At 48.4% G+C, this 25,998-nt stretch carries 18 protein-coding genes; 6 read left to right on the forward strand and 12 right to left on the reverse strand.

The window, feature by feature from the left end:
- Positions 1-251 precede the first annotated feature (251 nt).
- Entirely contained in the window at positions 252-1,526 is a 1,275-nt protein-coding gene (purD, locus tag WJM45_RS12675; RefSeq protein ID WP_341325464.1) for a phosphoribosylamine--glycine ligase, read from the forward strand.
- A 432-nt stretch (positions 1,527-1,958) separates the two neighbouring features.
- Here purD and phoU read toward each other — a convergent pair whose 3' ends face one another.
- The 6 genes from phoU to WJM45_RS12705 all read right to left on the reverse strand — a co-directional run bounded on the left by phoU (position 1,959) and on the right by WJM45_RS12705 (position 10,024).
- Positions 1,959-2,678, reverse strand: a complete 720-nt coding sequence (phoU, locus tag WJM45_RS12680; RefSeq protein ID WP_341325465.1) for a phosphate signaling complex protein PhoU — start codon at positions 2,676-2,678, stop codon at positions 1,959-1,961.
- Positions 2,679-3,281: 603 nt separating this feature from the next.
- Positions 3,282-4,118 (reverse strand): phosphate ABC transporter ATP-binding protein PstB, encoded by an 837-nt coding sequence (gene pstB, locus WJM45_RS12685; protein WP_341325466.1) that lies wholly within the window; start codon positions 4,116-4,118, stop codon positions 3,282-3,284.
- Between the two features lie 112 nt (positions 4,119-4,230).
- Complete coding sequence (gene pstA / locus WJM45_RS12690; protein ID WP_341325467.1) at positions 4,231-5,883, reverse strand: phosphate ABC transporter permease PstA; 1,653 nt, start codon at positions 5,881-5,883, stop codon at positions 4,231-4,233.
- The gene (locus WJM45_RS12695) at positions 5,880-8,150 is read right to left on the reverse strand and encodes an ABC transporter permease subunit (RefSeq protein WP_341325468.1); all 2,271 of its coding nucleotides are present in this window, start codon (positions 8,148-8,150) and stop codon (positions 5,880-5,882) included. Before WJM45_RS12695 ends, pstA begins: the two co-directional genes overlap by 4 nt.
- A 300-nt stretch (positions 8,151-8,450) precedes the next feature.
- Complete coding sequence (locus WJM45_RS12700; RefSeq protein WP_341325469.1) at positions 8,451-9,437, reverse strand: phosphate ABC transporter substrate-binding protein PstS family protein; 987 nt, start codon at positions 9,435-9,437, stop codon at positions 8,451-8,453.
- Between the two features lie 80 nt (positions 9,438-9,517).
- Positions 9,518-10,024 carry a histidine phosphatase family protein gene (locus WJM45_RS12705; RefSeq protein ID WP_341325470.1) on the reverse strand — a complete coding sequence of 169 codons (507 nt, stop codon included), beginning with the start codon at positions 10,022-10,024 and terminating at the stop codon, positions 9,518-9,520.
- A 396-nt stretch (positions 10,025-10,420) separates the two neighbouring features.
- Between WJM45_RS12705 and WJM45_RS12710 the strand changes: the two genes are divergently transcribed.
- Positions 10,421-11,944, forward strand: coding sequence for a CHAD domain-containing protein (locus tag WJM45_RS12710; RefSeq protein ID WP_341325471.1), 1,524 nt, complete (start codon positions 10,421-10,423; stop codon positions 11,942-11,944).
- 41 nt (positions 11,945-11,985) lie between these two features.
- A complete protein-coding gene (locus WJM45_RS12715; RefSeq protein ID WP_341325472.1) occupies positions 11,986-12,726 on the forward strand; it encodes a ParA family protein in 741 nt (246 codons plus the stop codon).
- 466 nt (positions 12,727-13,192) lie between these two features.
- On the opposite strand, the gene WJM45_RS12720 is transcribed toward WJM45_RS12715, so the two are convergent.
- The 6 genes from WJM45_RS12720 to WJM45_RS12745 all read right to left on the reverse strand — a co-directional run bounded on the left by WJM45_RS12720 (position 13,193) and on the right by WJM45_RS12745 (position 20,577).
- A complete protein-coding gene (locus WJM45_RS12720) occupies positions 13,193-14,194 on the reverse strand; it encodes an NAD-dependent epimerase/dehydratase family protein (protein ID WP_341325473.1) in 1,002 nt (333 codons plus the stop codon).
- A complete protein-coding gene (locus tag WJM45_RS12725) occupies positions 14,194-15,600 on the reverse strand; it encodes an aspartate aminotransferase family protein (RefSeq protein WP_341325474.1) in 1,407 nt (468 codons plus the stop codon). Before WJM45_RS12725 ends, WJM45_RS12720 begins: the two co-directional genes overlap by 1 nt.
- A gap of 1,368 nt (positions 15,601-16,968) precedes the next feature.
- Positions 16,969-17,835, reverse strand: coding sequence for a universal stress protein (locus WJM45_RS12730; RefSeq protein ID WP_341325475.1), 867 nt, complete (start codon positions 17,833-17,835; stop codon positions 16,969-16,971).
- The gene (locus tag WJM45_RS12735) at positions 17,835-19,328 is read right to left on the reverse strand and encodes a SulP family inorganic anion transporter (RefSeq protein WP_341325476.1); all 1,494 of its coding nucleotides are present in this window, start codon (positions 19,326-19,328) and stop codon (positions 17,835-17,837) included. The genes WJM45_RS12730 and WJM45_RS12735 overlap by 1 nt, the downstream gene beginning before the upstream one ends.
- Positions 19,329-19,564: 236 nt before the next feature.
- Entirely contained in the window at positions 19,565-20,092 is a 528-nt protein-coding gene (locus WJM45_RS12740; protein ID WP_341325477.1) for a hypothetical protein, read from the reverse strand.
- 50 nt (positions 20,093-20,142) lie between these two features.
- Positions 20,143-20,577: a MarR family transcriptional regulator gene (locus WJM45_RS12745; protein ID WP_341325478.1), complete on the reverse strand. Its 435-nt coding sequence runs from the start codon at positions 20,575-20,577 to the stop codon at positions 20,143-20,145.
- 708 nt (positions 20,578-21,285) lie between these two features.
- On the opposite strand from WJM45_RS12745, the gene WJM45_RS12750 reads away from it, so the two are divergent.
- Genes WJM45_RS12750 through WJM45_RS12760 form a run of 3 tightly spaced genes read left to right on the forward strand, consistent with a single transcriptional unit; the run spans position 21,286 to position 25,951 of the window.
- Positions 21,286-23,913, forward strand: a complete 2,628-nt coding sequence (locus WJM45_RS12750) for an MMPL family transporter (protein ID WP_341325479.1) — start codon at positions 21,286-21,288, stop codon at positions 23,911-23,913.
- Between the two features lie 30 nt (positions 23,914-23,943).
- On the forward strand, positions 23,944-24,300 hold the full coding sequence (locus tag WJM45_RS12755; RefSeq protein ID WP_341325480.1) for a copper resistance CopC family protein: 357 nt from the start codon (positions 23,944-23,946) through the stop codon (positions 24,298-24,300).
- Positions 24,301-24,310: 10 nt separating this feature from the next.
- Complete coding sequence (locus WJM45_RS12760) at positions 24,311-25,951, forward strand: CopD family protein (RefSeq protein WP_341325481.1); 1,641 nt, start codon at positions 24,311-24,313, stop codon at positions 25,949-25,951.
- Positions 25,952-25,998: the final 47 nt, after the last annotated feature.

The raw sequence follows: 25,998 nt of genomic DNA on the forward strand, positions 1-25,998 counted from the left end.
AGCAGTGGGAACGAGGAAGAACCGGAATGTCGGCAGACTATTGCCAGATGACGACTTAACCAAATGGTAGTGATACAGAGCTGTGGGAGCGCTGGAAAATAATCTCCCCTAACCCCTCTTTTTCAAAGAGGGTGACTGAAGAATGACTCACTTTGTAATCGAAAAAGCGCTTAGGAACTTAAAAATCAGTGTTCATCCATTAAGTCGGTGTCATGTGTGCCATTAATTAAACCCCAATTTTGAGAAACCGAATGAAAATTCTTATTGTCGGCGGCGGCGGCCGCGAACATGCCTTGGCTTGGAAAGCCGCGCAATCCTCTAGCGCCGAAAAAGTCTTCGTTGCGCCCGGCAATGCCGGAACCGCATTAGAACCCAACCTCGAAAATGTCGAAATTGCGGCTGATGACGTTAGCGCATTACTAGCCTTTGCCAAACAACAACAAATCGACCTAACCATCATCGGCCCCGAAGCGCCGTTGGTCAAAGGCATCGTCGACAGCTTTCAAGAAGCAGGCTTAAAATGCTTCGGCCCCACCGCTCAAGCCGCGCAATTGGAAGGATCGAAAGCCTTTTGCAAAGACTTCATGGCACGCCACAACATACCGACTGCCGAATACCAAACCTTCACCGATACCGCCGAAGCGATAACCTATATCGAAGCGAAAGGGGCGCCAATCGTCGTCAAAGCCGACGGACTCGCGGCAGGCAAAGGCGTGATTGTCGCGCAAACCATCGCCGAAGCGACTAGCGCAGTCGAAGACATGTTATCCGGAAATGCCTTCGGTGCAGCCGGCAATCGTGTCGTGATCGAAGAATTTTTGGCCGGAGAGGAAGCTAGCTTCATCGTCATCGCCGACGGCAAACATGCTTTGCCCATGGCCACTTCGCAAGACCACAAAGCCCGCGACAACGGCGATAAAGGACCGAACACCGGCGGCATGGGCGCCTATTCCCCTGCCCCTATCGTGACACCGGAAATTCATGATCGAGTCATGCGCGAGGTTATCGAGCCGACGCTGCAAGGCATGATTGAAGACGGCATTCCCTACACCGGTTTTTTATACGCGGGATTGATGATCGCGCCAGACGGTTCGCTCAAAGTTCTCGAGTACAATTGCCGGTTCGGCGACCCGGAAACCCAACCGATCATGATGCGTCTAAAAAGCGATTTGACCGAACTCTGCGAAGCCGCCCTAGACGGAACTCTGAATTCAGTCGAAACCGACTGGGACGAACGCGCCGCTCTAGGCGTGGTCTTGGCCGCCGGCGGTTATCCTGGCGACTACCGAAAAGGCGACGTGATCACGGGTCTACCTAAATCGGAACTAGCCGACCGGAAAGTCTTTCATGCCGGCACTCAGTTGCAAGGCAATGATATCGTCACATCGGGTGGCCGAGTATTGTGTGCTTGCGCTTTGGGTGAAACGATTAAGGATGCTCAAGACAATGCCTATGCATTAACCGCCGAGATACAATGGGATGGCATCTATTATCGAACCGATATCGGCTTTAAGGCTATTCGATAAATTTCATCCTAAGCACGTAGCCCGGATTGCGCTGCGCTCCATCCGGGCTACGTGCTTTAACCAAAGAAAAGGGGTCAGGTTCTGAGGTATCCCCACGAAATAGCCAAATAAAACAATTTTTTGGCTGAAAATTCGTTGATAGATATATTTATTTTTTATCATCGTTCCTACGCTCTGCGCCACTGCCATTAAGTTAAGCCGTCACAGAGATAAGTAATGCTTGCATTCAGGCTCTAATGTGCCTCAAAAGCTTGCCATCCATGGCACTGGATTCCGCCAGTCCATGGCGGAATGACGGGTTTCCCTTAACTTAATGGCAGTGATACTCTGCGTGGGAACGAGCGTTTTGTGGGGATACCTCAGGGTCAGGTTACTTTTCGTCTTATCGCAGGTTATAAAAATCGTAACCGACTTCCCTTTTTACCCTGTCCATCAACCCTGAATTTTTCTTTCAAGTTCTTCGCGACTCATGTGCCTGACATCCTCGCCTTTAACCATGTATATCACATGTTCGCAGATGTTACAGGCATGATCGCCGATTCTTTCTAATGCTCGCGCCGTCCACAAGACATCAAGCGTTCGCCTGACATTGCGCGGGTCTTCCATCATCCTCGCCACCATTTGACGAATGATGCTGCCGTATTCGCGATCGACCATGGCATCCTGACCGGTAATCGACACGGCACTTTCGACATTTAAACGCGCAAAGGCATCCAAGGCACCGCGCAGCATTTTCATAACCAACTCGGCCAAATGCTGTATCTCGTAATATTCCTCGTTTCGAGTTTGTCCTCCGGTATCGCTCAAATGAATTGCCATTTCCGCGATTTTAGTCGCCTCATCGCCGATACGTTCCAAATCGTTAATCGTTCGAATCACCGACAACAACAAACGCAGATCGAACGCGGCAGGCTGACGCTTGGCTAAAATTTCGGTACAGGCCTGATCGATTTGCTTTTCGAGCCGGTTGACAAAATCGTCTTGTTGAATCACTTGCTCGGCAATTTCCATATCGTAACTGGTAAACGACAATGCGGCCAATTCGATTTGCCTTTCGACAATACCGCCCATCTTCAAAACGCTATTACGGATATCCTCGAGCTCCACGTTGTAATGACTCGAAATATGATGTCCGATTTTATTGATATCCATTGTTTATCCTCGCATGAAAGCGTAGTTAATAAATAAGCCCGAAATAGCGATTCCGACTGAGAACAGAAATCCTCCCGCAGAGGTGCAGAGGCGCGGGGAAGCGAAGTCATTACAGCCTGAACGACTTTGGTGTTCAAGGGCGATATAGCATCCCTCCCCCACCAAAGTTTCTATGCAGCGTGGGAACTATTTAAACCCTTCTTTCCCTGCGCCTCTGCGCGAAATTGGCTCGTTCCTTAGCCAATGCGTCCTCGATACCGTTGATAGTTGTTTGACGTTCCCGGCTTCGACATCGCGATCAAGGGATCGCTCCCACAATGGAGCATGCAACAAATTGTTTGTGGGAGCGACGCCTTCGTCGCGATTAACGCAGAGCCGGGGAACGATGAAAAATCTCATTCTATACCCATCGCAGATCAAAATTCGGCGCCAAGGTGTCCGTCAAAGGACGCCGTGAATACATCCCTGTAGGCTCTATGCCAGCTCCATGCTGGCAAAGCCTTTGCCGCACACCCTGGCGCCTCCTCAGGCACTGCCGAAATTTGAAGTGCGAAAGGTATATAACCTTTATTCTTTGCGCCTCTGCGCGAAATTAAAATTCCTTTAGCCGTAACGACCGGTGATGTAATCCTCGGTTTGTTTTTTCGACGGATTCGTGAATAAATGACTGGTATTGTCGAATTCGATCAATTTGCCCATGTACATGAACGCCGTGTAATCGGATACGCGCGCCGCTTGCTGCATGTTGTGCGTGACAATCACAATCGTGTATTTCTCTTTCAATTCGTTGATCAGCTCTTCAATTTTCAGCGTTGAAATAGGATCCAGAGCCGATGCCGGTTCGTCCAGTAACAAGACCTCCGGCTCGATCGCAATTGCCCTAGCAATCACGAGCCGTTGCTGCTGACCGCCCGACATACCTAAAGCATTGTCATGCAGTCTATCTTTAACCTCATCCCAAAGCGCCGCGCCGCGCAAAGCCTCCTCGACGGTCTCGTCGAGTGTTCTGCGATCGTTAATACCTTGTATCCGCAAGCCGTAAGCGACGTTTTCATAGATCGACTTCGGAAACGGATTGGGCTTTTGAAACACCATTCCGACCCGTCGGCGCAAAGCCGCGACATTTACCGATTTCGCGTAAATATTTTCATCATCGAGCAAAATAGTGCCCTCGATTCTAACATTATCGACCAGGTCGTTCATGCGATTGATACAGCGCAGCAATGTCGATTTTCCGCAGCCGCTCGGACCGATATAGGCAGTCACTTTTTGCCGCGGAATATGCATATCGATGCCGTATAAAGCTTGCTGATCGCCATAGAATAGATTCAGATTTTGTACCTTGATACACACTTCTTCTTGAGCCATGCCTTGCGGCTTCTTATCTTGAGTCAATGCATCCAAATCGAGCATGTGTTTCCGTAAGGGTTGATTCGTCATGGTGTTTAACCTAGCCTTAACATTTTATAATCGCAAACCATTGTAATTAAAATAAAAAATAGAGAATAAACAAACACTAAATAGCCTAGTGACCACATTTGTTAAAGCTAGGTTAACCTTCCAAAGCCCGGTATTTTTCGCGCAGATGATTTCTGATAGCAACCGCCGATAAATTCAATCCGACGATCACGACGACCAATAATAAGGATGTGGCATAAACCAAGGGCCTCGCCGCTTCGACATTCGGACTTTGAAAACCGACGTCGTAAATATGAAAACCCAAATGCATGAATTTTCTATCCAAATGCAAAAATGGAAAATTGCCGTCCAGCGGCAGCGATGGCGCTAATTTGACGACGCCGACCAACATTAAAGGCGCAACTTCGCCGGCCGCCCTAGCAACCGCCAAGATCAAACCGGTCATCATCGCGGGACTGGCCATCGGCAACACGGTTCGCCAAAGCGTTTCGGCCTTCGTCGCACCCAAGGCCAGGCTGCCTTCGCGGATCGATTTCGGAATACGCGACAAGCCTTCCTCGGTCGATACGATCACGACCGGCAATGTCAATAAGGCCAGCGTAATCGACGCCCACAATAAGCCCGGCGTTCCGAAAACCGGTGCAGGAGCGGCTTCCGGAAAAAACAGCTGGTCGATATTACCGCCTAGAATGTACACTAAAAAACCCAAGCCGAACACGCCGTAGACGATCGACGGGACGCCGGCCAGATTATTGACCGCAATGCGAATCAAGCGTGTCGTAAAGCCCTGCTTCGCATATTCTCGCATATAAATCGCCGCGATCACGCCAAGCGGCGTCACGATCACCGACATAATAATGACCATCATCACGGTACCGAAGATTGCCGGGAATATGCCGCCTTCAGTATTCGCCTCGCGCGGGTCGTCCAGCAAAAATTCGGCAATTTTTTCGAAATAATGCCCAGTCTTGGCCCAAACACTCATCGTATTCGGGCGATAAATTCTGACCAACTTAGCCAAAGGCATATCGATTTCACGACCATCGGCAGCCTTCATCACCAAGGAATCTCTGTTGATCGTCTTATACAAACCTTGCAACTCAGCTTGATAGGCCCGGTATTGCCGCTCGTACTCATCGCGTTCGACCGAAAGCTCTCGTTCCGCCTGTTCATCCCATTGCTCGTTCAATTCCAAGCGTCTTTGTTTAAGCCTCAGGCGCTCCAAACCGTAATTCACTGCGCCGATTTCCTTCTTTTCGAGTCGTTGAATTTGCTTATAGACCGACAAGGCATCACGTAATCTCTCCGACACGACCGAAAATACTTGCGGACCGTCGGCGATCACTTGCCCTTCTTGCTTGAGTGCAACCGGATAACCGTAAAAATTGCCCCATTCACGCCGCTCGATTACGAGAATATCGTCTGGATACTGTCGGCTCTGAATATTACGGTCCAGAATCCAGCGAAAATCCATACCGGTTAAATCTCGATTGCCGATTTTGATCAGGTGCTGCACCAGCAGATCCGCATCGTCTGACATCTTATGACCCGAAGCACGCGCCATCAAAGCCGTTGTGGCGCTGGTATCGACAACCTCGCCGATAATGGTTTGCTTGCGTCCGTCTTCCATATAACTAAATTCGGCGACATCCGAAGGCCAAAAATGCAAGGCTCCACGATACACGATCAACGCCAATAGGCCAACCACCAAAATCAGACAAGTGCTGACTGCCGCGGCATTGAGCCAAATCCAAGGGGAACCGCTTCTAAACCATCGTTTGATCATAAGGAACTGTATTTTTCACGTAAGCGCTGGCGAATCAACTCGGCCAAGGTATTAACGACAAAGGTAAACAAAAATAACACTAAGGCAGCCAAAAACAGTACCCGGTAATGTGTGCTATCGACTTCGGACTCGGGCATCTCGACCGCGATATTGGCCGATAAGGTGCGCATACCCTGGAATATACTCAAATCCATCACCGGCGTATTACCGGTCGACATTAATACGATCATCGTCTCGCCAACCGCCCGACCGAGTCCGATCATGATCGCCGAAAAAATCCCGGGACTGGCCGTCAACAGTACAACGCGCGTCATTGTTTGCCAAGGCGTCGCGCCCAGGGCGAGAGAGCCGACCGTTAAATGTCTCGGAACAGAAAAAATGGCATCCTCGGCGATCGAAAATATCGTCGGAATGATCGCAAAGCCCATCGCCAAGCCAACCACCAAGGCATTTCGTTGGTCATAGCCGATGCCCCATTCGGCATCGAGCCAATGGCGCAGACTGCCGCCGAACAGCCATGATTCCAAAGGAACGCTGATTAAAAACGCAAACCAGCCGCTCAACAAAATGATGGGGATCAACAAGGCGGCATCCCAGCCATCCGGAATCTTATGCCTCACCGATTCCGGCAATAATTGCCATAGGTAGGCGAAAACCAGCACCGCCGGCGGCATCGTGAGCAAAAGCGTGAAAATGCCGGCCAAATGCTCTTCGACAAACGGCGCAAGCCAAAGACCGGCGAGAAAGCCCAAAATAACAGTCGGCAACGCTTCCATGATCTCGATACCGGGCTTCACCAGCGTGCGCATGCGTGGGGCCATGAAATAAGCGGTATAAACCGCGCCCATCAAAGCCAGCGGTACCGCAATGAGCATCGCATAAAAAGCGGCTTTCAAGGTGCCGAATACCAATGGCGTCAAACTATATTTCGGTTCGAAATCATTGCTCGCCGAGGAAGACTGCCAAATATAGTCGGGCTTCGGGTAGCTTTCATACCAGACTTTTTGCCATAACGATTTGACGGAAACCTCCGGATGATCGTTTTCGACCGACCAGAAATCCATGAAGCCCGACTCGGATTCGACGATAAACGCATTGGCTCGCGGCGACATCGAAACCGTTTTCGGCATTCCATTCGACACCTGTGTTTCGATCAACTGCCGCTCGGCGGTCGTATGATAAATACCGGCGACGCCTGCGGTATCGACTACGATAAAACCTTTGCGGCGCTGCTCGGCATTGATGCCGGCAACCGCCTGTTCCGATACCTTGAACGATCGGATTTTTTGCATCGCCGGATTATTCCGGGCATCCCTGACCACGCTCCATTGCGCAACCAATCCGCCCGAATCGCCGATCAATAATGAAATACTGCCGTTCAAAAAAACCATCGAGGTCAATTTACGACCGGCTTCGATTACATTCAGATGCTGGCGAATCACCGGTTTCGACTTATCGGCAATATCGAAAAAACTTAAACGACCTTCGCTATCGGCGAGATATAAATTGCGTTGATCCTTGTCCATCAAGATAAACGCAATATCGAGAGCCGGCACATCGAGTATGCTGTCGGTCCGTTCGAAATCTTCATCATCATCGAACAACGAACGCTTCTTTTCGAAGCTCGTCAATATCACACGTTTATCCGACGTTTTGGCGACCATTGTGGTCTGATCGTCATCGACACGAATTGCAATCTTTTCGAGTGCTTGACCTGATTCATCCAAAACCAGCGGTTCTCGTCCCAACGGATAATCGACAACAGGGGTTATAACCCGCCGATTTTCCGGGTATGACACATTGTACTTGTGTTTCAGTACGATCACGCGACCGTCCGATAGACCGTAAACGGCAACACCTTTCTCGGGACCGCCATCGGCGAAACTGCTAATCCGAGCGCTTTCCGGCAAAACGATTGAATGAATCAATAGCGTTTTACCGGTCGGCGCGGCAAAGAAAATAACCCGGCCGTTTTCGGTGAAACGCACGCCAACTTCATTTTGCTCCTCGACAGCCAACATAGCGGTGTCGCCAAGCGCCTGCTCCGGCACAGGGTAATGCGCGACAGATTCTGCGCTAGGCTCGATAAACAACGGCCACACAACATACAATAAATAGAAAAAAATCAACATTATCGCGGCGATGATGCTCAAGCCGCCAACGATAACGCCGTAACGAGCCACACTGTCCTTGATGAGTCGCCAACGCGGATAGAAGCCCGTCATGGCATTCAGAGAGGCCGAAGCCTCGGAGTTCGGTTCTGTCATATGGATGGTTGAATGATCAATGCCGCTAGAAAATAGTTAATGCGTAATTATTGACACCCTCCTATCGTTCCCACGCTCCGGCGTGGGAATGAAGACCGAGACGCTCTAGCGTCTCGTACCGCTGGAGCGGTACTCAGGCGTTCCCACGTAGAGCGTGGGAACGCTAATTTCCGGGGGACTGAATAGTTACGTTAATACTTCCCGATATAATGTGCTCGATTTAACTGTGCCGGAGAATAGTGAAATAATGCTGCTTTTAGACTACCTGTCAAGCGCCGATTTCATCTTTCATCTTTCATCTCATTTTATCAACCCCAGAACTTTATTGGCGACCTTGGCCGGCAACGGGATATAGCCGTCTTTAATGACGACTTGTTGACCGGTTTTGGATAAAACCATTTTGATGAATTCTTGCTCGAGCGGCGCTAAAGGTTTATTCGGATGTTTGTTGACGTAGACATATAAAAAACGCGCCAACGGATAAGTACCGGCAATCGCGTTTTCCGGCGTCGCATCGACATAGGCCTGCCCTTCTCTTGACGCCAGCGCAACCGTTTTGACCCCGGAAGTCTTATAGCCTAAACCGGAATAACCGATTCCATTGAGCGAACTGGTTACCGATTGTACGACCGATGCCGAACCGGGTTGTTCGTTGACATTATTCTTAAAATCGCCTTTACACAAGGCCTCATCTTTGAAATAACCGTATGTGCCGGATACGGAATTGCGTCCGTATAGTTGTATGCTTTGGTTTTGCCAAGCACCATCAAGCCCTGCCTGTCCCCAAGTCACGATATCGCTTGGATAACCGCATTTACGTGTCGACGACAAAATCGCATCGACTTGTGCCAAGGTCAAACCTTGGACCGGATTGTCCTTATTGACGAATACCGCTAGGGCATCTATAGCGACAGGAATCGCAGTCGGTTTATAGCCGTATCTACTTTCGAAAGCATCTAATTCGTTATCCTTCATTTTCCGACTCATCGGCCCGAGATTGGCTTTACCTTCGGTCAACGCCGGCGGCGCGGTCGAAGAACCCGCAGCCTGCACCTGAATATTGACGCTTGGATAAATACGCTTGAATTCCTCGGCCCACAAGGTCATTAAATTGGCAAGTGTGTCGGAGCCTTCACTCGACAGATTGCCGGATACGCCGCTCACTTTATGATAGTCGGATAGACCGGGATCGACCGTCTGCACGGCTCCAGCGGGGCCGGCAACTAAAGAAGCCATAGAAAAACTCAATATCAGAGTTATTTTGTTAAAGCTGTATGAAAACATCATGAATCGACTCTCTAATGAAGGTAACGCCATTATTCCATTGCGGAACGATTGGATAAGAATATGACTTCTATATTACAAGATTATGACAACGAAGAAGCGCGTGTAATCGAGACTAATTTCGCACTATGCTCGCCAAGCTTCGTCCAATCGGACGGCATCGTCAAAACTGCAAGCGTAGCGGTCGCAAGCAGCTTGCCGTCATCGGGCATCTCAATGCCGGCAACCAAATAATGCAATAAAGTTTCAAGACCGGGATTATGCCCCACCAACAAAACCCGTCCAATATCGGTCGGGCAGGCGGATAAAACAGTCTTAAAATCGGCTAATTCGGCTTCATAGAGACGCGAGTCCCGAATAATCTCTGAGTCGGAAAATCCTAACGCTTCACCCACTCTCTCCGCGGTAGTCAACGCACGCACGGCAGGCGAAGTAACGATCAAGCCGGGAATTAGTTTTTGCTTACGCATCCATTGTCCGATGCGAGCCGCGCCTTTTTTGCCGCGTTTTTTCAGAGGGCGATCGAAATCATCGGCATCGACCTCCCAATCCGATTTACCATGCCGAAGCAACATTAAAGTTCTAGCCATCGCTCAAAAATCCCCACGCTAAAAACGAACCATAACCCAAAAACCAGCAATCCCCCATCCACCTTTCACCTCTGCCCTTGCCCCTTTGACCTATAGTATGCATTCCCACGCTGGAGCGATGGGAACGAGGAATCTTGACCTGTGTGACTCCGATACCGTTTATTGACACCTGAGCTTTTCGGCTTTCCCTCACCTAACGCTAGGTGATGGACGATCTGGGAATCGCGCCCACAAAGGGCTCCATCTACCTTTCCTCTTTCACCTTTCCTCTTTCCTCTTTTACCTTTAACCTAAAAATTTTGTAATTTACTTTTCATATTAACTTGTTAGTATTCCAAAAATATGACAGTTTATGGAAAAGCTTTTCCTGACAAATCCTTCAATGATATCCCGCCAATGACTACAACCACTTTGAACTTCGAATTCCCGGGGTATTTGACCGATAACAAATTTTTGAGCCAATTGGCTGACAAGGCGAATTTAAAACCTGTTTCCGAACACTATACTTTAATATCTTATTATGATAGCTTCGACTGGCGTCTTTATCGAGGCGGTATCATCTGCGAATTAAATCGCTCCCAAACAGTTTCTATTTTAACGTTGAAAAATCTTCATACCGGCCAACTGATCGCATCAGCCGACCTAGACTCTGTTCCTAAGTTCGCGAAAGAATTTCCGTCAGAAAACATCCGTAATCTACTCGCTCCATTACTCGAAATGCGTGCTCTACTGCCACTGACGACGCTGGAATGTACTCGAAAATTTGTCAATGTACTGAATAAGGATGAAAAAACAGTATTGAAACTAATGATCGATACCTTCGAATATATCCCTTGCCGGCTTCAATTAACCCCGGTAAAAGGCTACGATAAAGCCGCGCTCAAGTTCATCGAAGCCTTGATTCGCATCGGTTTAGTCGAGTCCAATCATCCCCCGCTAATCGATGCGCTTAAAACTCAAGGACGAAAACCGAAGGATTATACCTCTAAGCTGAACATCAAGCTCGACCCGAAAATGCGCTCGGATCTTGCGGTTAAATATATTTTTAGCTACTTACTAAAAGCCATAAAAATCAACGAACAAGACACCATTGCCGCTACCGACAGCGAATTTTTGCATGATTTTAGAGTCGCTGTACGAAGAACTCGTGCCGGACTCAATCAACTAAAAAATGTTTTACCCGACGCCGAAACGGCGCGTTTCAGCCATTTTTTTGCCTGGCTCGGTCAAATCACGACTCCGACACGCGATCTCGACGTTTATCTACTCGATTTCGACAATTATAAGAAAAGCGTGCCGCCCGCACTTAGAGAAGACTTAAATCCGCTTTACGACTTTATCGACCGCAAACAAAAGCAAGCGCAAAAAAATCTCGCCAAAAAATTAAAATCGCCGGACTATATCGCGCCGCTAATCGAATGGGAAGAATTTTTACGCTCGCCGACGATCAAAAGACCGACTCAAGCCAATGCCTTGCTACCGATCAAGACATTAGCCGACAAGCGCATCTTAAAAGTTTTCCGGCGCATCATCAAAGATGGGCAACGCATTACCGATCAATCGCCTCCGGGGGAACTGCACGACTTACGAAAAACTTGCAAGAAATTGAGATATCTCATGGAGTTTTTTCAAAATCTGTACCCGAAAAATGAGATCAGGTCATTGATTAAAAGCCTGAAACATTTCCAGGATATCCTAGGCGAATTCCAAGATCTCGAAGTCCAAGAGATTACCTTGAAAAAATTTAGCGAAGAGATGATGAACGAAGGAGTCCCGGCCGACACGTTTCTGGCAATGGGCGTTTTGATTCAAACGATAGACAAGTGCCGACAACAAGCACGCGAAGCTTTCCAGGAAAAGTTCGACACATTCGATCAACCCGATATTCAAGATGCGTTTCATTCGTTATTCGGTTGTTAGCGCCGATCGGCCTCAAGACATAGGGCACACAAGAAAACACTATGAAAATCATTGCAACATTCAACATTAAAGGCGGCGTAGGAAAAACGTCCACGGCCGTCAATCTTGCTTATTTGGCGGCATGTGGCGGGTCGCACACTTTAGTGTGGGACCTGGATCCTCAAGGGGCGAGTAGCTACTACTTCAGAATCAAGCCCAAAATCAAGGGCGGCAGCAAAAAATTGATCGAAGGCAAACATGAATTGGACGATATGATTAAAGGTACCGATTTCGATAACCTTGACTTGCTGCCTTCGGACTTTTCTTTTAGAAATCTTGATTTAGTGCTGGAAAGCAAGAAAAAGCCGACACATCAGCTCGAAAAACTATTGAAACCACTCTCTCAGGAGTACGATTTCATCTTCCTGGATTGTCCGCCGAGCATCTCATTATTATCGGAAGCCGTCTTCAAAACCGCAGACATATTGCTATCGCCCGTCATTCCGACGACGCTTTCAATAAGAACGCTGGATCAATTGAAGCAATTTCTCAAAAAAGAGAATAATAAAAAAATACGAGTCATGCCGTTTTTTTCGATGGTCGATCGCCGCAAAAAAATGCACCTCGACATCCTTGAAACGACCCCCAAACAATTCCCGGAATTGCTGAAATCGGCGATCCCTTATGCCAGCGACATCGAACGCATGGGCCTTGAACGCATGCCGCTAGGCGGCTTCGTCAAAAGAGGCCGATCATTACAAGCCTATCAAGATCTCTGGGAAGAAATAAACCGTAATTTGTAGTCGATTTTTAAAAATAAATATTGAATGGCAATCAAATTCTTAAAGAGGCTACTTCATTACCAATTCTATCGACTTCCTTTTGATTGAAAAACCGTCTAAGCATTTCGTGAAAAATATATCCATCGTAGATCAAAATTCGGCACCGGGGTGTCCGTCAAAGGACGCCGTGAGCCCAACACCTAAATTCCATAGGTCTTTAGCAATGATTCAAAATCATGGCTTATTTAGGTGCTGGGTGAATACGTCCCTGTAGGCTCTATGCCAGCTCCATGCTGGTCCCTCACCTAGCGTTAGGTGAGGAATCGAACACCCCGGCGCCTCCCCGGGCACTGCCGAAATTTGAAGTGCGAAAGGTATAACTTCGTGGAGCCATGAGTTTCATAGCAGGCTCGATAACTCGTTTGACAAGATCCCGGTGCCGAATTTTGATCTACGAGGGGTATAACAAGTCCAAATCTGCGAACTTTTACAGCAACTGCCTCTTAACCCATTCGATTGACTTTTCGATACCATCGCCGAACGGCACCGCCGGTTCAAACCCCAATCGGCTGCGTGCTTTATCGATCGAAAAATCCTGATGAACACCGAGAACCTGCACAGCCTGTCTCGATAATAAGGCTTGCGTTTGCAAACCTGTGACGCCTCTGACATGGCGGTAACCACTTTCCAAAAAGTGTCCCAGCCTAAACGCTAAAGGATACGGCAAACTGATTTTTCGATAACGCGAGCCAAGCCCCAATGCAATATGATCGACAAATTCGGCCCAGGTTACCGAACTCGCATCCGAAACATTAAACACTTCGCCAAAGGCGTTTTCATTGAATAGCGTCAACTCGATTGCATCGATGAGGTTATCAATATATGTCAAACCGGCACATTGCTTACCGCCGTCAATCAATAACATGAAGCCGGATTCGACCGCTTTTGCAATTTCACCGACCAACGTTTTCGAACCGGGACCGTATATCGTTGCGGGACGCAAGATCGTATGCACCACCGAACTAGCCGAAACGATGCCCTCGGCTTCTTTTTTGGTTTCCGCATACCAATTCGCAAATTTTTCCGCCGGTCGATGATCTTCCGTCACGCCTCTTTTTCCGGAATGACCGTAGACATCGGTCGTACTGACATGAATGAAATGACTAATTCCGCATTTAGCCGCTTCCTTAACCAGGACCCGAGTCGCACCAACATTCGCGGTTTTGATTTCGTGCACGGTTCCCCAATCCGAGACTAAGGCCGCACAATGAATCACGACATCGCAACCGGTTAACGCTTCACCGACAAAACCGGCATCGGTTAAAAATCCGCGCTTGAGCTCGACTTGCGGCCGCTCGAGCCCTAAGGCATTGGAGGTCGGCCTTAGCAGGCACACCACCGAATGACCTTGGCTACACAAGCGCTCAACCAAACGTTTGCCGACAAATCCCGATGCGCCGGTCACGGCGACTTTGAGGCTTGGGACCATCAATAGCCTCCCTTGATCGTTCGCTTCGCGATTTGATAAATCGTCTTCCAGTTTTCGCTGCCGACTTCCTGGCTGTTACGCAAAATCGCCTCCATCGCATTCAGGAAATGATCGACTTCTTTTTCGGTGATCACCATCGTCGGCAACAGTTTGATCACATCGTTATGGCCGGACGCCATTGTGATGATCTGATGATCGCGGTGTAGCGGAATCACGATCAACTGCGGGAACAGGCCGGCGCTCGCGGCATGAATCAATTTCCATTCCATTTTACTGCGCAACGATTCGGGACAACCCAGTTCGAAACCGATCATCAAGCCCATGCCGCGTACGTCCTTGAGCAGCGAATAACGCTCTTTCAATTTGTTCAATCCGTCCATCAAACGCTTGCCCATCGCGTCGGCATTCTCGACCAATTTGTCATTTTCCATCACTTCGAGCGTCGCGAGTCCCGCGACCATCGCCAAACGATTACGTGCATAAGTCGAATGATGCACATAACAACGATCGAGCGTATTGAAGACTTTATCGAAAATGCTGCGCCGCGAGATCATCGCGCCGACCGGCATGTGACCGCCGCTCAAGGCTTTTGCGACCAATACGAAATCGGGCTCGATACCCCAATGATCGAGCGCGAACCAACGCCCGGTTCGTCCGAGCCCGGATTGAATCTCGTCGAAGATCAAGAAGGTGCCGTATTTACGGCACAGGCGTTCGACTTCTTTGAAATAACCGTGGCTCGGCATCGTCACAGCGCGTCCCTGAATCGGTTCGACGATGAACGCCGCGACGTCCCTCGCGCTCAATTCTTCTTCGAGCCGCTCCAGATCATTAAACGGCACCCTATCGCAGCCCGGCAACAGCGGACCAAACCCTTTGCGGAAATATTCCTCGCTCGATACCGACAATGCCCCGTAAGTCAGGCCATGATAACCGCTCTCGCATGACAGCAGGCGATGACGCTTCGACGCCGCGCGTGCGAACTTCAATGCCGCCTCGACCGTTTCTGTGCCCGAGTTCGTGAAAAACACACGGTCCAAACCGTCCGGCAAGCGTTTGCACAGATTCTCGGCCAACAAACCGGACAAGGTCGAATGATGAATTTGCACGCCGTCCGGCAAATTCGAATCCAGGGCCTTGATCAATGCGCGATTGATCGCTTGATGATTGTGCCCGAGGCTCGCGAAACCTTCGCCGCTGTGCATGTCCAAATAGGCCTTGCCTTCGTTGTCGTAGAGATAATTCCCTTCGGCTTTCGCATAATGCTTGTTGAAGCCAAGGATATCCATCACTTCGACCAGTTTCGGATTCATATACTCGCTGGCCAAATCATAGCTGTGTGTATGGCGTTCCTCGTATTCGCTTAGAAACTTCATGTCGATATCCCATACATTTGAATCGCTCACATTGACTCCTCAATCGTTTTATTTATAAAAATAATTAATTCCATTAGTAAAACTCTTCATTGACGACCGTTCGATTCGATCGAAAACGCGGCAAAACAAAACCTGTTATTTTTATCGATTATTCTTTCATAAATCTTACAACCGGCTGTTTTCAGATTCGTTCATCTTGCCCGCCTATTCCGGAATGAAAATTGACGCGTTACCGGCAAAAGTCAAGCTCAATTCGTGCATTGCACGCGCAAGCGACATACAGCAGATTTCTGTCCCTCTCTGGCGCATAATTCTTTTCGGAAGTGTCGGGCACGATTTCCCGCGTGGAATTTTTTCGGCATGATCCTTCTGCGCCCGGTTTCCCCAGAAATAGATCTACTCTTGAATGTCTCAGCATATCGCCTGACTCGGACATCGATGCTTTCGAGAGCGCCGCCGAGTTTGGTTTCGACTTGTTCAAGGTAGGTTCTTTCAGCGGCTTCGATAGAATTGCATATCGTGGGATGGGTCACGATTAAAACTGTAATGATTCGAACGATTGCGGATCGACCTCGGCCTAACAGAAAGTTTTTCGATTGAAAATCCTTGCGGGGGAGCTCAACATGAAAAAATTTAATAAAATAAACATTTTCATGTTTTTTGTATATTTTGTGAACAAAGTCCTGTTTCGGGGATCATTTCCCTTCGATCTCATCTTGGCAATTCGAACAAAAGGAGGCGCGGGATCAGCGTTAAGTCTTTCGGCCGTCGCATCGCCGCATTAACAGCACTCGCCGTAATTCCCCGAATCGATTCGAGCCAGCGCGGCGCGTAGCGCTTCTCGCCGCGTTGCATTCGCTCTTTTAAACCTGCCGGTATTGGCCACCTGTATGCCTTCTGCCACATTGGTTAAGAACGAGCATGAAATAACTTAGACAACTGTTGGAAGGGGGTTTGGTGGCTCGATTGACAGGTGTCGGCGGCAGGGCAGATTTTTGCTCCTGCAAAATCTGCATTCATGCCATCCATGGCAATCAGATTCCGCCGTCAAGCCTACATGGACGTATTCACTCAGCACCTAAATTCCATAGCCTAATGGCCATGTTTAAGTCTTTTGGATAATTCATCCAGCACCTAAATAAGCCATGATTTTGAATCATTGCCAAAGACCTATGGAATTTAGGTGCTGGGTTCACGGCGTCCTGTCAAGCGAGTCACTAAACCGCCACAAAGCCTACTACTTGTAGAAGTTATTTTGTGCATATTCCTTAGTTGTTTTTCCAATAACACCTTAGGAAACATATTTTGCTTACGGCGAGACCGGTATGCGTTCCCACGCTGGAGCGTGGGAACGAGGCAAACCATTCATGACTTGTCGGGGGTAACGCTTGACCGGCTTTATCTCAGCAGCAATAACGGTTTTTTGCTATGCAGCAGCATTTTCGCGGTGAAACTGCCGAGCAAGAGATCGCGTAATTTTGTATGACTGAACGCGCCCATCACGGTCATGTCGATATCATGGGTTTCTTGATATTCACAGAGCACCAAATCGGGTTTTCCTGCCAGTTTTTGTGCGACCACCTCGATGCCGCCTGCTTGCTTCAGCTTGTTCTCGGCTATTTCGAGCAACTTACCTTTATCGTCACCTTTGCTGACACAAATCAAATAACAAATTAAACCTTTATATAAGGGGCTGTTCGCAACGATGTCGAGTGCTTTTTCGGACGCCGCGCTACCGTCATAGGCAAGCATGATGCGCTTGGGAGCCTTGAATGGCTCGTTGACCACCAATATCGGTCTATGTAAAGAACGGATGATCGATTCCAGTTTCGCGCCGATCTTGTCGGGATGATTTTCATGCACTTTACCGCGTAGACCAATCACTAATACTCGCGTGACATCCTCTAGCTCTATCAAAGCCTCGACTAGACTTCCGTGCCGTTGCGTCAGGATAGGATCGCTAATTCCGGATTGCATGACGCGTTGCTTTGCGGTTTCGAGCAACAGCTTGCCTTGCTGCAAACGCAATTTGATACGCTGCTGATCCAATTGCGTAATTTCTTCCAACAATTCGTCGCGGCTGTCCAGACCGATATTGCCGGACAGATCGGACATTGTCGCGGTCTCGGGATGATGATCGATCGTGTGTAGTAATTTCAGCGGTACTTCGACGCGCTGCGCGATCCAGGCCGCGTAATCGCATACCGCTTCGGTCAGCGCCGATCCGTCGATACAAGCCAGCACTCTATTTTCGTTATTATTCATTAGTGTCCACCCATGATTTTTTCGATTTCTTCCGGCTTGTCGTGTACTCCGAACCGGTCGACAATCGTTGTGGTCGCTTCGTTCATGCCGATAATTTCGACTTCAGCGCCTTCGCGCCGGAACTTGATCACGACCTTGTCCAATGCCGTGACCGAGGTTATATCCCAAAAATGCGCGCGATGTAAATCGATGACGACTTTTTCGACCGCTTCTTTAAAATCGAACGATTGAATGAATTTTTCGGCTGAATTGAAAAAAACCTGACCGACAACGCGATAGATTCTGACGCTTTGATCTTCGTCGATTTCCGATTCGACATATAGAAAATGACTGATCTTGTTGGCGAAAAACAGCGCCGCCAACAACACGCCGACGAACACGCCAATCGCGAGATTATGTGTAAATACCACTACGATCACGGTCATGATCATAACGACACTGCTCGAGAGGGGATGTTTCTTCAAATCGAGCACCGAACGCCAACTGAAGGTACCGATCGAAACCATTATCATGACTGCCACGAGCGCGGCCATCGGGATTTTCGAAATCCATTCGTCGAGAAACACCACCATGATCAGCAGCAGTGTACCAGCCACCAACGTCGACAATCGTCCGCGACCGCCCGATTTGATGTTAATTACCGATTGTCCTATCATCGCGCATCCTGCCATGCCGCCGAGCAGACCCGCACCGATATTAGCCAGACCTTGGCCTTTACATTCGCGGTTCTTGTCGCTGCCGGAGTCGGTCAGATCGTCGACGATGGTTGCGGTCATCAACGATTCGAGCAAGCCCACCACGGCCAAGGACGCCGAATAAGGAAAAATAATTTTTAGGGTTTCAAGCGTCAACGGAACTTCCGGCCACAAAAATATCGGCAAATCGTCGGGCAGTTCGCCCATGTCGCCGACCGTGCGGACGTCCAATCCCAAATAGATCGACAAAGCCGTCAATGCGGCGATACAGAGCAACGGCGACGGCACCGACTTGCCGATCACCGGAATCAACGGAAACAAATAAATAATCCCTAATCCGCCTGCGGTCATCGCGTAAACGTGCCAGGTCACGTTGGTCAATTCCGGCAATTGCGCCATGAAGATCAGAATCGCCAAGGCATTGACGAAACCGGTTACGACCGAGCGCGACACGAAACTCATTAGACTGCCGAACTTGACGTAGCCGGCGAAGATCTGCAACACGCCGGTCAATAGCGTTGCCGCCAACAGATATTGCAGTCCGTGATCCTTGACCAAGGTCACCATCAACAAAGCCATCGCGCCGGTCGCGGCAGATATCATGCCGGGCCGGCCGCCGACGAACGCGGTCACGACCGCAATACAAAACGATGCATAGAGGCCGACTTTCGGATCGACGCCGGCAATGATCGAGAATGCGATCGCCTCGGGAATCAGTGCTAGCGCGACGACGATGCCGGCCAATAAATCCCCCCGGATATTGCCGAGCCAATCTTGTTTTTTCGATAAAAAGAGCATGATATTCCTGTCAATACAAAACCGTCGGCGACCGATCCAACCGCCGAATGAAAATTAAGAGAACAAATATGTTCACTGCCTTCTTCTCGTATTCTGTCCTGGTTACGAGACGAAAAGAGCCTTCGAAGTCTGCAATCAAATGCAGCTATAGTTTAGAAAATCCGGGAAAACATTAAGGTGAGTATGTTTATGAGTCATCGAGACTAAATTTAATAGTGTTGGAATCCGGTTTATCTTCATATCGTCAACCAAAACAGCAGCAGCGACAGACCGGCTAGGTAAGCAGCCGTCAGTTTAATTTTCTGTTCCGGCAATAACGCCCGCCAATAGGCCAATCTTCGCCTTCTATATTTGAGCCAGGCTGCGGAACAGTTTCTTTTCAAGCGCCGGACAATATGCGGAAATGCACGGACGAAACGATATAATCCATACAGTCCAATCAACAAAACCGCATTGACGATGATCGTCTCGCTTTGATGATGATCGGTATGTAGCAAATGTTCGAGTATCTCTTCGACATAGCCTTCGATAAACTCGATTAGCAGATGCAGAATTTCAAAAACCGAATGCATGATTTCGATTGCGAAATCCAACAGGTCTTCGAAAAACAGCAGCGCGAGAAACAGCCAAAAGAACTGCCGAGCGACTCTTGCGAGCATCTGCCGATCGCTTTCGTCAGGCGATGCAGGAGCGGGCTTTTTAAATATACCGATCATCCATCCGTTAATTTGCGATTTCTTCAGTTTTTCAATGAAATCAAACACACAATTTGCCTTTGATGTTATTGCCGCGCGTTACGGCACCGAAGAGAATTTTAGGACATATCGGGCTCGTTGCCGCAAATAGCCCCTTTAACCCGGCACAACAACCGGGTGACCAATGCTTGCTCATCCGGCGACAATGCGCCTAACACCTCGGCTTCTACCTGATCGGCAATGTCCCATAATTTTTGCATGACCGGCAATGCATTTTCGGTCAACTCGAGCCGATAGGCGCGCCGATCATCGCTGTCTTTGATGCGGCGCACCAAATTCCGCGCTTCGAGTTGATCGAGCTGCTTGACCAGTGTGATCGGTTTGATATCGAGAATATCGGCCAAATCGACTTGTCGGCAGTTAGGGTTTTCGGACAAATGCACCAAGACCCGCCATTGCGAATGAGTAATACCGATAATTTCGGCATTTTTATTAAACCGCTGACGAATGACGTGACTGATTTCGTAGCTGAGAAAGCCGAAACGAAAATGCATATAGATTGGCTTTAATATAGTAAGCGAGGGGCATTATATTAGATTGGCTTAAACGCAACAAGTATAAATTTGGTTGAAAACAATCCCAGCGCTGAAGACGAACACTCAATTTCCTTAAATCATCAAGCAATATCAATCGTTGAGGAACACTAAAATCCTGACAATAACCATGCTAATAAGTTATCAAAAAACATGCCGTCACATTTTTACTCATTCTTGTATCATTTAGCCCAAATACAACAATATTTTGCATAATGCCAACAGCATTACTATAATCATTATCGAACTTAGGTTTGGGTTGAAACTTGAAAAATGCCTGTGTTTGATTTCATTCCAAAAAGCACGCCCTCTTATTCGAATGAATGAAACTAGTACTCACTCATCTTTACAATGTCGGGTGAAAATCGTTTAGCTCAGCGTAATTCCGCTCATCCTTCGACAGGACTCTCCTGAGCGCAGCCAAAAGCTCAGGAGAGCAGATTTACTCTTACCTTTCAAGACAAGATTAACTGAGTACTTGGGGCTCAGCAACCGATTTTCGGAAGTTATATGAACAATATCCTTACAAAACTATTAATGGCTCCGTTTTAGAAACGAAGCAAGATACGCTTGCGCCTTAACAAGTCGCTTAATCGACAAGGCATGGTCGAATATATTGTAATTCCGCTCTCTTAAACCGATACTCAACAATTATCCGCCTATAAATCCATGGCAAAACATACCGCATCGATACAAACCCGCTTACTCGAATCCATCGCAATACTTCCTTTGCGTTTTCCTTGGATTTTGTTGTCATTGTTTGTTTTGTTATGCGCTCTGAGCCTGAACTACACAATCAAAAATCTCGGCATCAATAACAACACCGCAGAGTTATTGTCTCAAGAACTGCCATTTCAAAAGGTTAGACTCAGATTGGAGGAAGCATTTCCGCTCGATGCCGCCGCGATTATTGCCATTGTCGAATCGGACACGCCAGAAGAAACCTCTCTCGCCGCTACATACCTAGAAGAGAATTTGCGGACGAGGCAAAACCTATTCGAATCGGTTTATATTCCTGAAGACAATCCTTTTTTCCGGCAACAGGGTTTTTTATTCCTGAATTTGGACGATCTCGAAGCCTTATCGGAAAAACTGGTCGACGCCCAGCCGTTTATCGGCCATCTATCCAAAAATTATCACTTCGCTGGTTTTTTAGACATTCTCTCCCTGGCGCTAACGGAAAGCGATCGCGACTTAACGATGCCGATCGACCCGTTATTGAGCGCTTTCAATGAAACGGTGTCCGCAACCCAAGAAAACCGCCATCATTATTTATCTTGGCAAAAAATGCTGACCGAAGACAGCTTCGGAAAAGACCAAGCCCGCCGTCTCGTCATCGCTAAACCGCATCTCGATTTCAGCGATTTGATGCCGGCAGAAAAACCGATGAACTACCTCAGAGCGCTTTCCGAAAAAATGCAATCGCGGTTTCCGGGCGTGCGCCTGAGTTTCACCGGCGAAGTGGCGTTGGAACACGAAGAAATGGAAAGCGTTAACGAAAGCATGGTCATTTCCGGAGTCGTTTCGCTGATCTTGGTTTGTTCCGCGCTTTGGCTAGGGCTTCGCTCGGTAAGATTGGTTTTCTCGACCTTCATCGCATTGATCGCCGGACTCGTCCTAACCGCCGGGTTTGCTGCTGTCGCCATTGGCCACTTGAATCTAATCTCGGTCGCATTCGCGGTTTTGTATATAGGACTGGGCGTCGATTTCGCGACCCACCTATGCTTGCGTTATCAAGAGTGCCGCCTGCATGCCATGCCAACCGATGCGGCCATTTCGGATAGTATTCATACGGTAGGTCCGTCATTGTTTTTATGCGCTTTGACGACCGCGATCGGCTTTTTCGCATTCATACCCACCGACTTCAAGGGCGTTTCGGAACTCGGTATCATTTCCGGCGCCGGCATGTTTATCGGCTTGGCAATTTCACTGCTTCTGCTGCCCGCCTTGTTGAAATTGATGCGTTTCAAACCGATAAGCGCGAAGCCTACCGCAACACTGCCGGATTGGCTCTATCAATTTCCGTTCCGCCATTCCAGGTCTATCCGCAAGATCGCATTATTACTGGCGGTTGCTAGCGGCATTATTTTGACGCAATTAACTTTCGATTCAAACCCAATCCATTTACGAGACCCGAAAACCCCGTCGGTTGTCGCATTTAAAAAATTATTGCAAAGCAAAACCGACTCGCCGTTCATCATTTCCGCACTCACCGACAGTCTGGAAGAAGCCGACAACCTGGCCGCGAAATTCAGCGGATTATCGAGCGTTCATGAAGCAATCACACTGAGCAATCTCGTACCCGAACAGCAAGACGAAAAATTAGACATCCTCGATACACTCAATTTGATCATGCCCGCGCAGCTCGATCGATTCGACCGCGCTTACGAAAAATCGGATATCAGAAGCGCTTTAATCAAATTCGACCAATCGTTGAAACAAACCTTGTCGCAAAATGCCACACCGGTTTCGGCCGAATTGCTTGAGCAACTTCGCCGAAACATTCAAGCTTTCATCGACCATGCCGACAAGGCCGAACAACCCGATGCGGTCTATTCGCAGCTGGAAACCAATGTGATGATTTTATTGCCGGAAACGATGCGTATGTTGCGGGAAGGCCTAACCGCTACCGAATTTGCAATCGACGATATTCCCGAAACTGTCAAAAGCCATTGGATCAGCCCTAACGGTATCGTTCGACTGCTGGTTCTACCCGAGCAAGACCTTAATGACCCAGGACATCTAAAAGTATTCGTCAATCAAGTACTGGATACCTATCCGCAAGTATTCGGCTTGCCGATCGGCGACGTCACTTCAGGTCAAGCAGTTGTCGACGCGTTTATAGAAGCCTTTTCAAGCGCCCTGGCGTTTATCGTTATTTTATTACTCGTCATCACACGCAGCATCAAGACGACAATATTGATCATTGCGCCGCTATTATTGGCCGCAATCCTGACCGGTGCATTCAATGTCCTGCTCAACAATCCATTCAATTTCGCGAATATCATCGTCTTGCCTTTGCTATTGGGGATGGGAGTCGACAGCGCGATTCATATCGTGTATCGACTACAACACAAACAAAGTAATCAAACCGACTTGCTGCAATCGAGTTCGGCGCGCGGCGTGTTTTTCAGCGCATTAACGACATTATGTAGCTTTACAAGCCTGGCGTTTACTTCCCACCTGGGAATCGCCAGTATGGGGCTATTGTTGTCGATCGGTATTACGATGACTCTAGCCAGCAGTCTAATTGTTCTACCGGCGTTAATTAACACCAACAAACAAAAACGATCCTAATCATTTTTCTTTCTAAACCTTTTTAATCCAATGTTTAAATACTTTTTTCAACTCGTTTTCTTATTGTTTACCTTAAGTTTAGGCGACGTTTTTGCCCATGCCGTAGTCACCGAAACCTCATTAAAAATCGACCCGATTCAGGCCGGCAAAGCCAGTCAGGTATCGCTGACCTTTAATTCCAGAGTCGAACTGGCTTTATCGCATTTCGATCTGGTCAAAAAAGGCGATATTCACGAAAGACTAAAGGTCGATCAAGGTCAAAAACGAGGCGAAGTCATCATCGAGCTTCCTGCACTCGATCCCGGAGAGCATGCGATTCGGCTCAAAGTATTCGCCGCCGACGGTCATTTGACCGAAGACATCATTCATTTTTTTGTTGTCGAATAAGGGCTTTGCAATGGGTGGGTTAGCTGATTTTCTGGACTCTCTAGTCGGCGGCGTCGACCGCGTCTTCTTTAGCGTGGTGATCGGCGGATTGGTTTGGGGCTTGTTTATATTGAGACCATGGAATACCCGCGAGCGTTATTCCGAACCACAACTCAATTCGACCGTCACTTTGATCTACTACGGCGCTTTAGGTCTTTCTTTATCTCAAGCCTTATCGCTGATAATAAAAGTATGGTTGATGAGCGCAACCTTAGGCGTATGGCCATTTCCGGCATTTGCCGAAACCATTCAATTTAAAGCCGGCATGGCCCGCATGCTATTGGCTGGAGGCTTGGCATTCTATATCGGCCATACACTCATCACTCAACCTGCCGCGAAAGACAGATGGTTTCTTGCCGGAGCAATCGCCACGCTGGTACTTATTGCCGGTGCTTGGCTTGCGCATGGCGCGGGCCGCTATGAAGCGCGCATTCAATTGATGACGCTGACCGTAATACATCAAACCGGCGCCGCGATTTGGGTCGGAGGCATATTTCAATTGCTTAATATCTGGCGATTAACTCGGCGAAAAACCATAGCCGTCGATATTTGGCCGGCGTTTCTAAAAAAATTCACCGTTATCGGAATCGCCTCGCTTGCCATTTTACTGCTAACCGGACTGCCGATGACCTTCGAATACATCGATAGTTGGAACGGTTTTATCGGCACAGGCTATGGCAATTTATTACTAGTCAAGTTATTCATGCTAGGCATTGCTCTGTTTTTGGCTTATTTGAATAACCGAGGAACCCGGGAATATTTAGCGCAACATCGGGAAACAAAGCTCTACCGAGAAATACCCTATTACATCCAGGCTGAAACCTTTATCTTGATCAGTATATTGTTTACCGCCGTCAGTCTGGCAACCCAACCGCCCGCGGTTGATATTCCGGAAACCACCGCGACCTGGCAGGAAACTCTCGCTACTTTTAAACCTCGCATCCCAATGATGACTTCGCCGACACACGAAGAATTGATGGCCGGCGAACCCGGAAGAACGGCAATTGTCGGCCAAGTCCCGTCGCGCGCAATGACCGATTGGTCTGATTATAACCACAATATCGCCGGCGTCTTCGTCGCAACTATTGCATTACTGTCGATCTATGCCAATCTACGTCCGCCACCCCCGCATCGCGGACCCTTATGGCCGCTAGGCTTCGCAATCCTCGGACTATTTCTGTTTATTCGTAGCGATCCGGAAGTCTGGCCGCTAGGGCCGGTCGGCTTTTGGGAAAGCACATTGAATAGCGGCGAAATTTTACAACATCGTATCGCGACTCTCTTGGCCTTCATCATGGGCGTACTGGAATATAAAGCGCGGCACCCTAATAACGTGCATAGAAAGCTGGTGTACATGTTTCCGATACTTGGAGCTTTTGGCGGTTTGATGCTGCTGACGCATTCTCATGTCGGCTTTCAAGCTAAATCAGCCTTCTTGATTCAAGCCGGACACACCTTGATGGGCTTTTTTTCAATACTCGTAGCCAGCGGGCGCTGGCTTGAAATACAACTGAACGACCCGAAACAAAAACAAATCGCAGGCCTAATCTCTGCGTTCGCGATGTTACAAGTCGGCATGATTTTGATGTTCTATCAAGAGCCGCTTTATTAAGCCTTTCGGCACGCTTCGTTTGATGGCTAATGAAGCATCCATTGAGA

Origin of the sequence: Methylotuvimicrobium sp. KM2, from assembly GCF_038051925.1 — a bacterium.
In the GTDB taxonomy this organism is placed as follows: domain Bacteria; phylum Pseudomonadota; class Gammaproteobacteria; order Methylococcales; family Methylomonadaceae; genus Methylotuvimicrobium.

What these genes read in the sequence shown, in the direction of transcription:
- purD (WP_341325464.1), top strand. Translation starts at nt 252, where the DNA reads ATGAAAATTCTTATTGTCGGCGGCGGCGGCCGCGAACATGCCTTGGCT.
- phoU (WP_341325465.1), bottom strand. Translation starts at nt 2,678, where the DNA reads ATGGATATCAATAAAATCGGACATCATATTTCGAGTCATTACAACGTG.
- pstB (WP_341325466.1), bottom strand. Translation starts at nt 4,118, where the DNA reads ATGACGAATCAACCCTTACGGAAACACATGCTCGATTTGGATGCATTG.
- pstA (WP_341325467.1), bottom strand. Translation starts at nt 5,883, where the DNA reads ATGATCAAACGATGGTTTAGAAGCGGTTCCCCTTGGATTTGGCTCAAT.
- WJM45_RS12695 (WP_341325468.1), bottom strand. Translation starts at nt 8,150, where the DNA reads ATGACAGAACCGAACTCCGAGGCTTCGGCCTCTCTGAATGCCATGACG.
- WJM45_RS12700 (WP_341325469.1), bottom strand. Translation starts at nt 9,437, where the DNA reads ATGATGTTTTCATACAGCTTTAACAAAATAACTCTGATATTGAGTTTT.
- WJM45_RS12705 (WP_341325470.1), bottom strand. Translation starts at nt 10,024, where the DNA reads ATGGCTAGAACTTTAATGTTGCTTCGGCATGGTAAATCGGATTGGGAG.
- WJM45_RS12710 (WP_341325471.1), top strand. Translation starts at nt 10,421, where the DNA reads ATGACTACAACCACTTTGAACTTCGAATTCCCGGGGTATTTGACCGAT.
- WJM45_RS12715 (WP_341325472.1), top strand. Translation starts at nt 11,986, where the DNA reads ATGAAAATCATTGCAACATTCAACATTAAAGGCGGCGTAGGAAAAACG.
- WJM45_RS12720 (WP_341325473.1), bottom strand. Translation starts at nt 14,194, where the DNA reads ATGGTCCCAAGCCTCAAAGTCGCCGTGACCGGCGCATCGGGATTTGTC.
- WJM45_RS12730 (WP_341325475.1), bottom strand. Translation starts at nt 17,835, where the DNA reads ATGAATAATAACGAAAATAGAGTGCTGGCTTGTATCGACGGATCGGCG.
- WJM45_RS12735 (WP_341325476.1), bottom strand. Translation starts at nt 19,328, where the DNA reads ATGCTCTTTTTATCGAAAAAACAAGATTGGCTCGGCAATATCCGGGGG.
- WJM45_RS12745 (WP_341325478.1), bottom strand. Translation starts at nt 20,577, where the DNA reads ATGCATTTTCGTTTCGGCTTTCTCAGCTACGAAATCAGTCACGTCATT.
- WJM45_RS12750 (WP_341325479.1), top strand. Translation starts at nt 21,286, where the DNA reads ATGGCAAAACATACCGCATCGATACAAACCCGCTTACTCGAATCCATC.
- WJM45_RS12755 (WP_341325480.1), top strand. Translation starts at nt 23,944, where the DNA reads ATGTTTAAATACTTTTTTCAACTCGTTTTCTTATTGTTTACCTTAAGT.
- WJM45_RS12760 (WP_341325481.1), top strand. Translation starts at nt 24,311, where the DNA reads ATGGGTGGGTTAGCTGATTTTCTGGACTCTCTAGTCGGCGGCGTCGAC.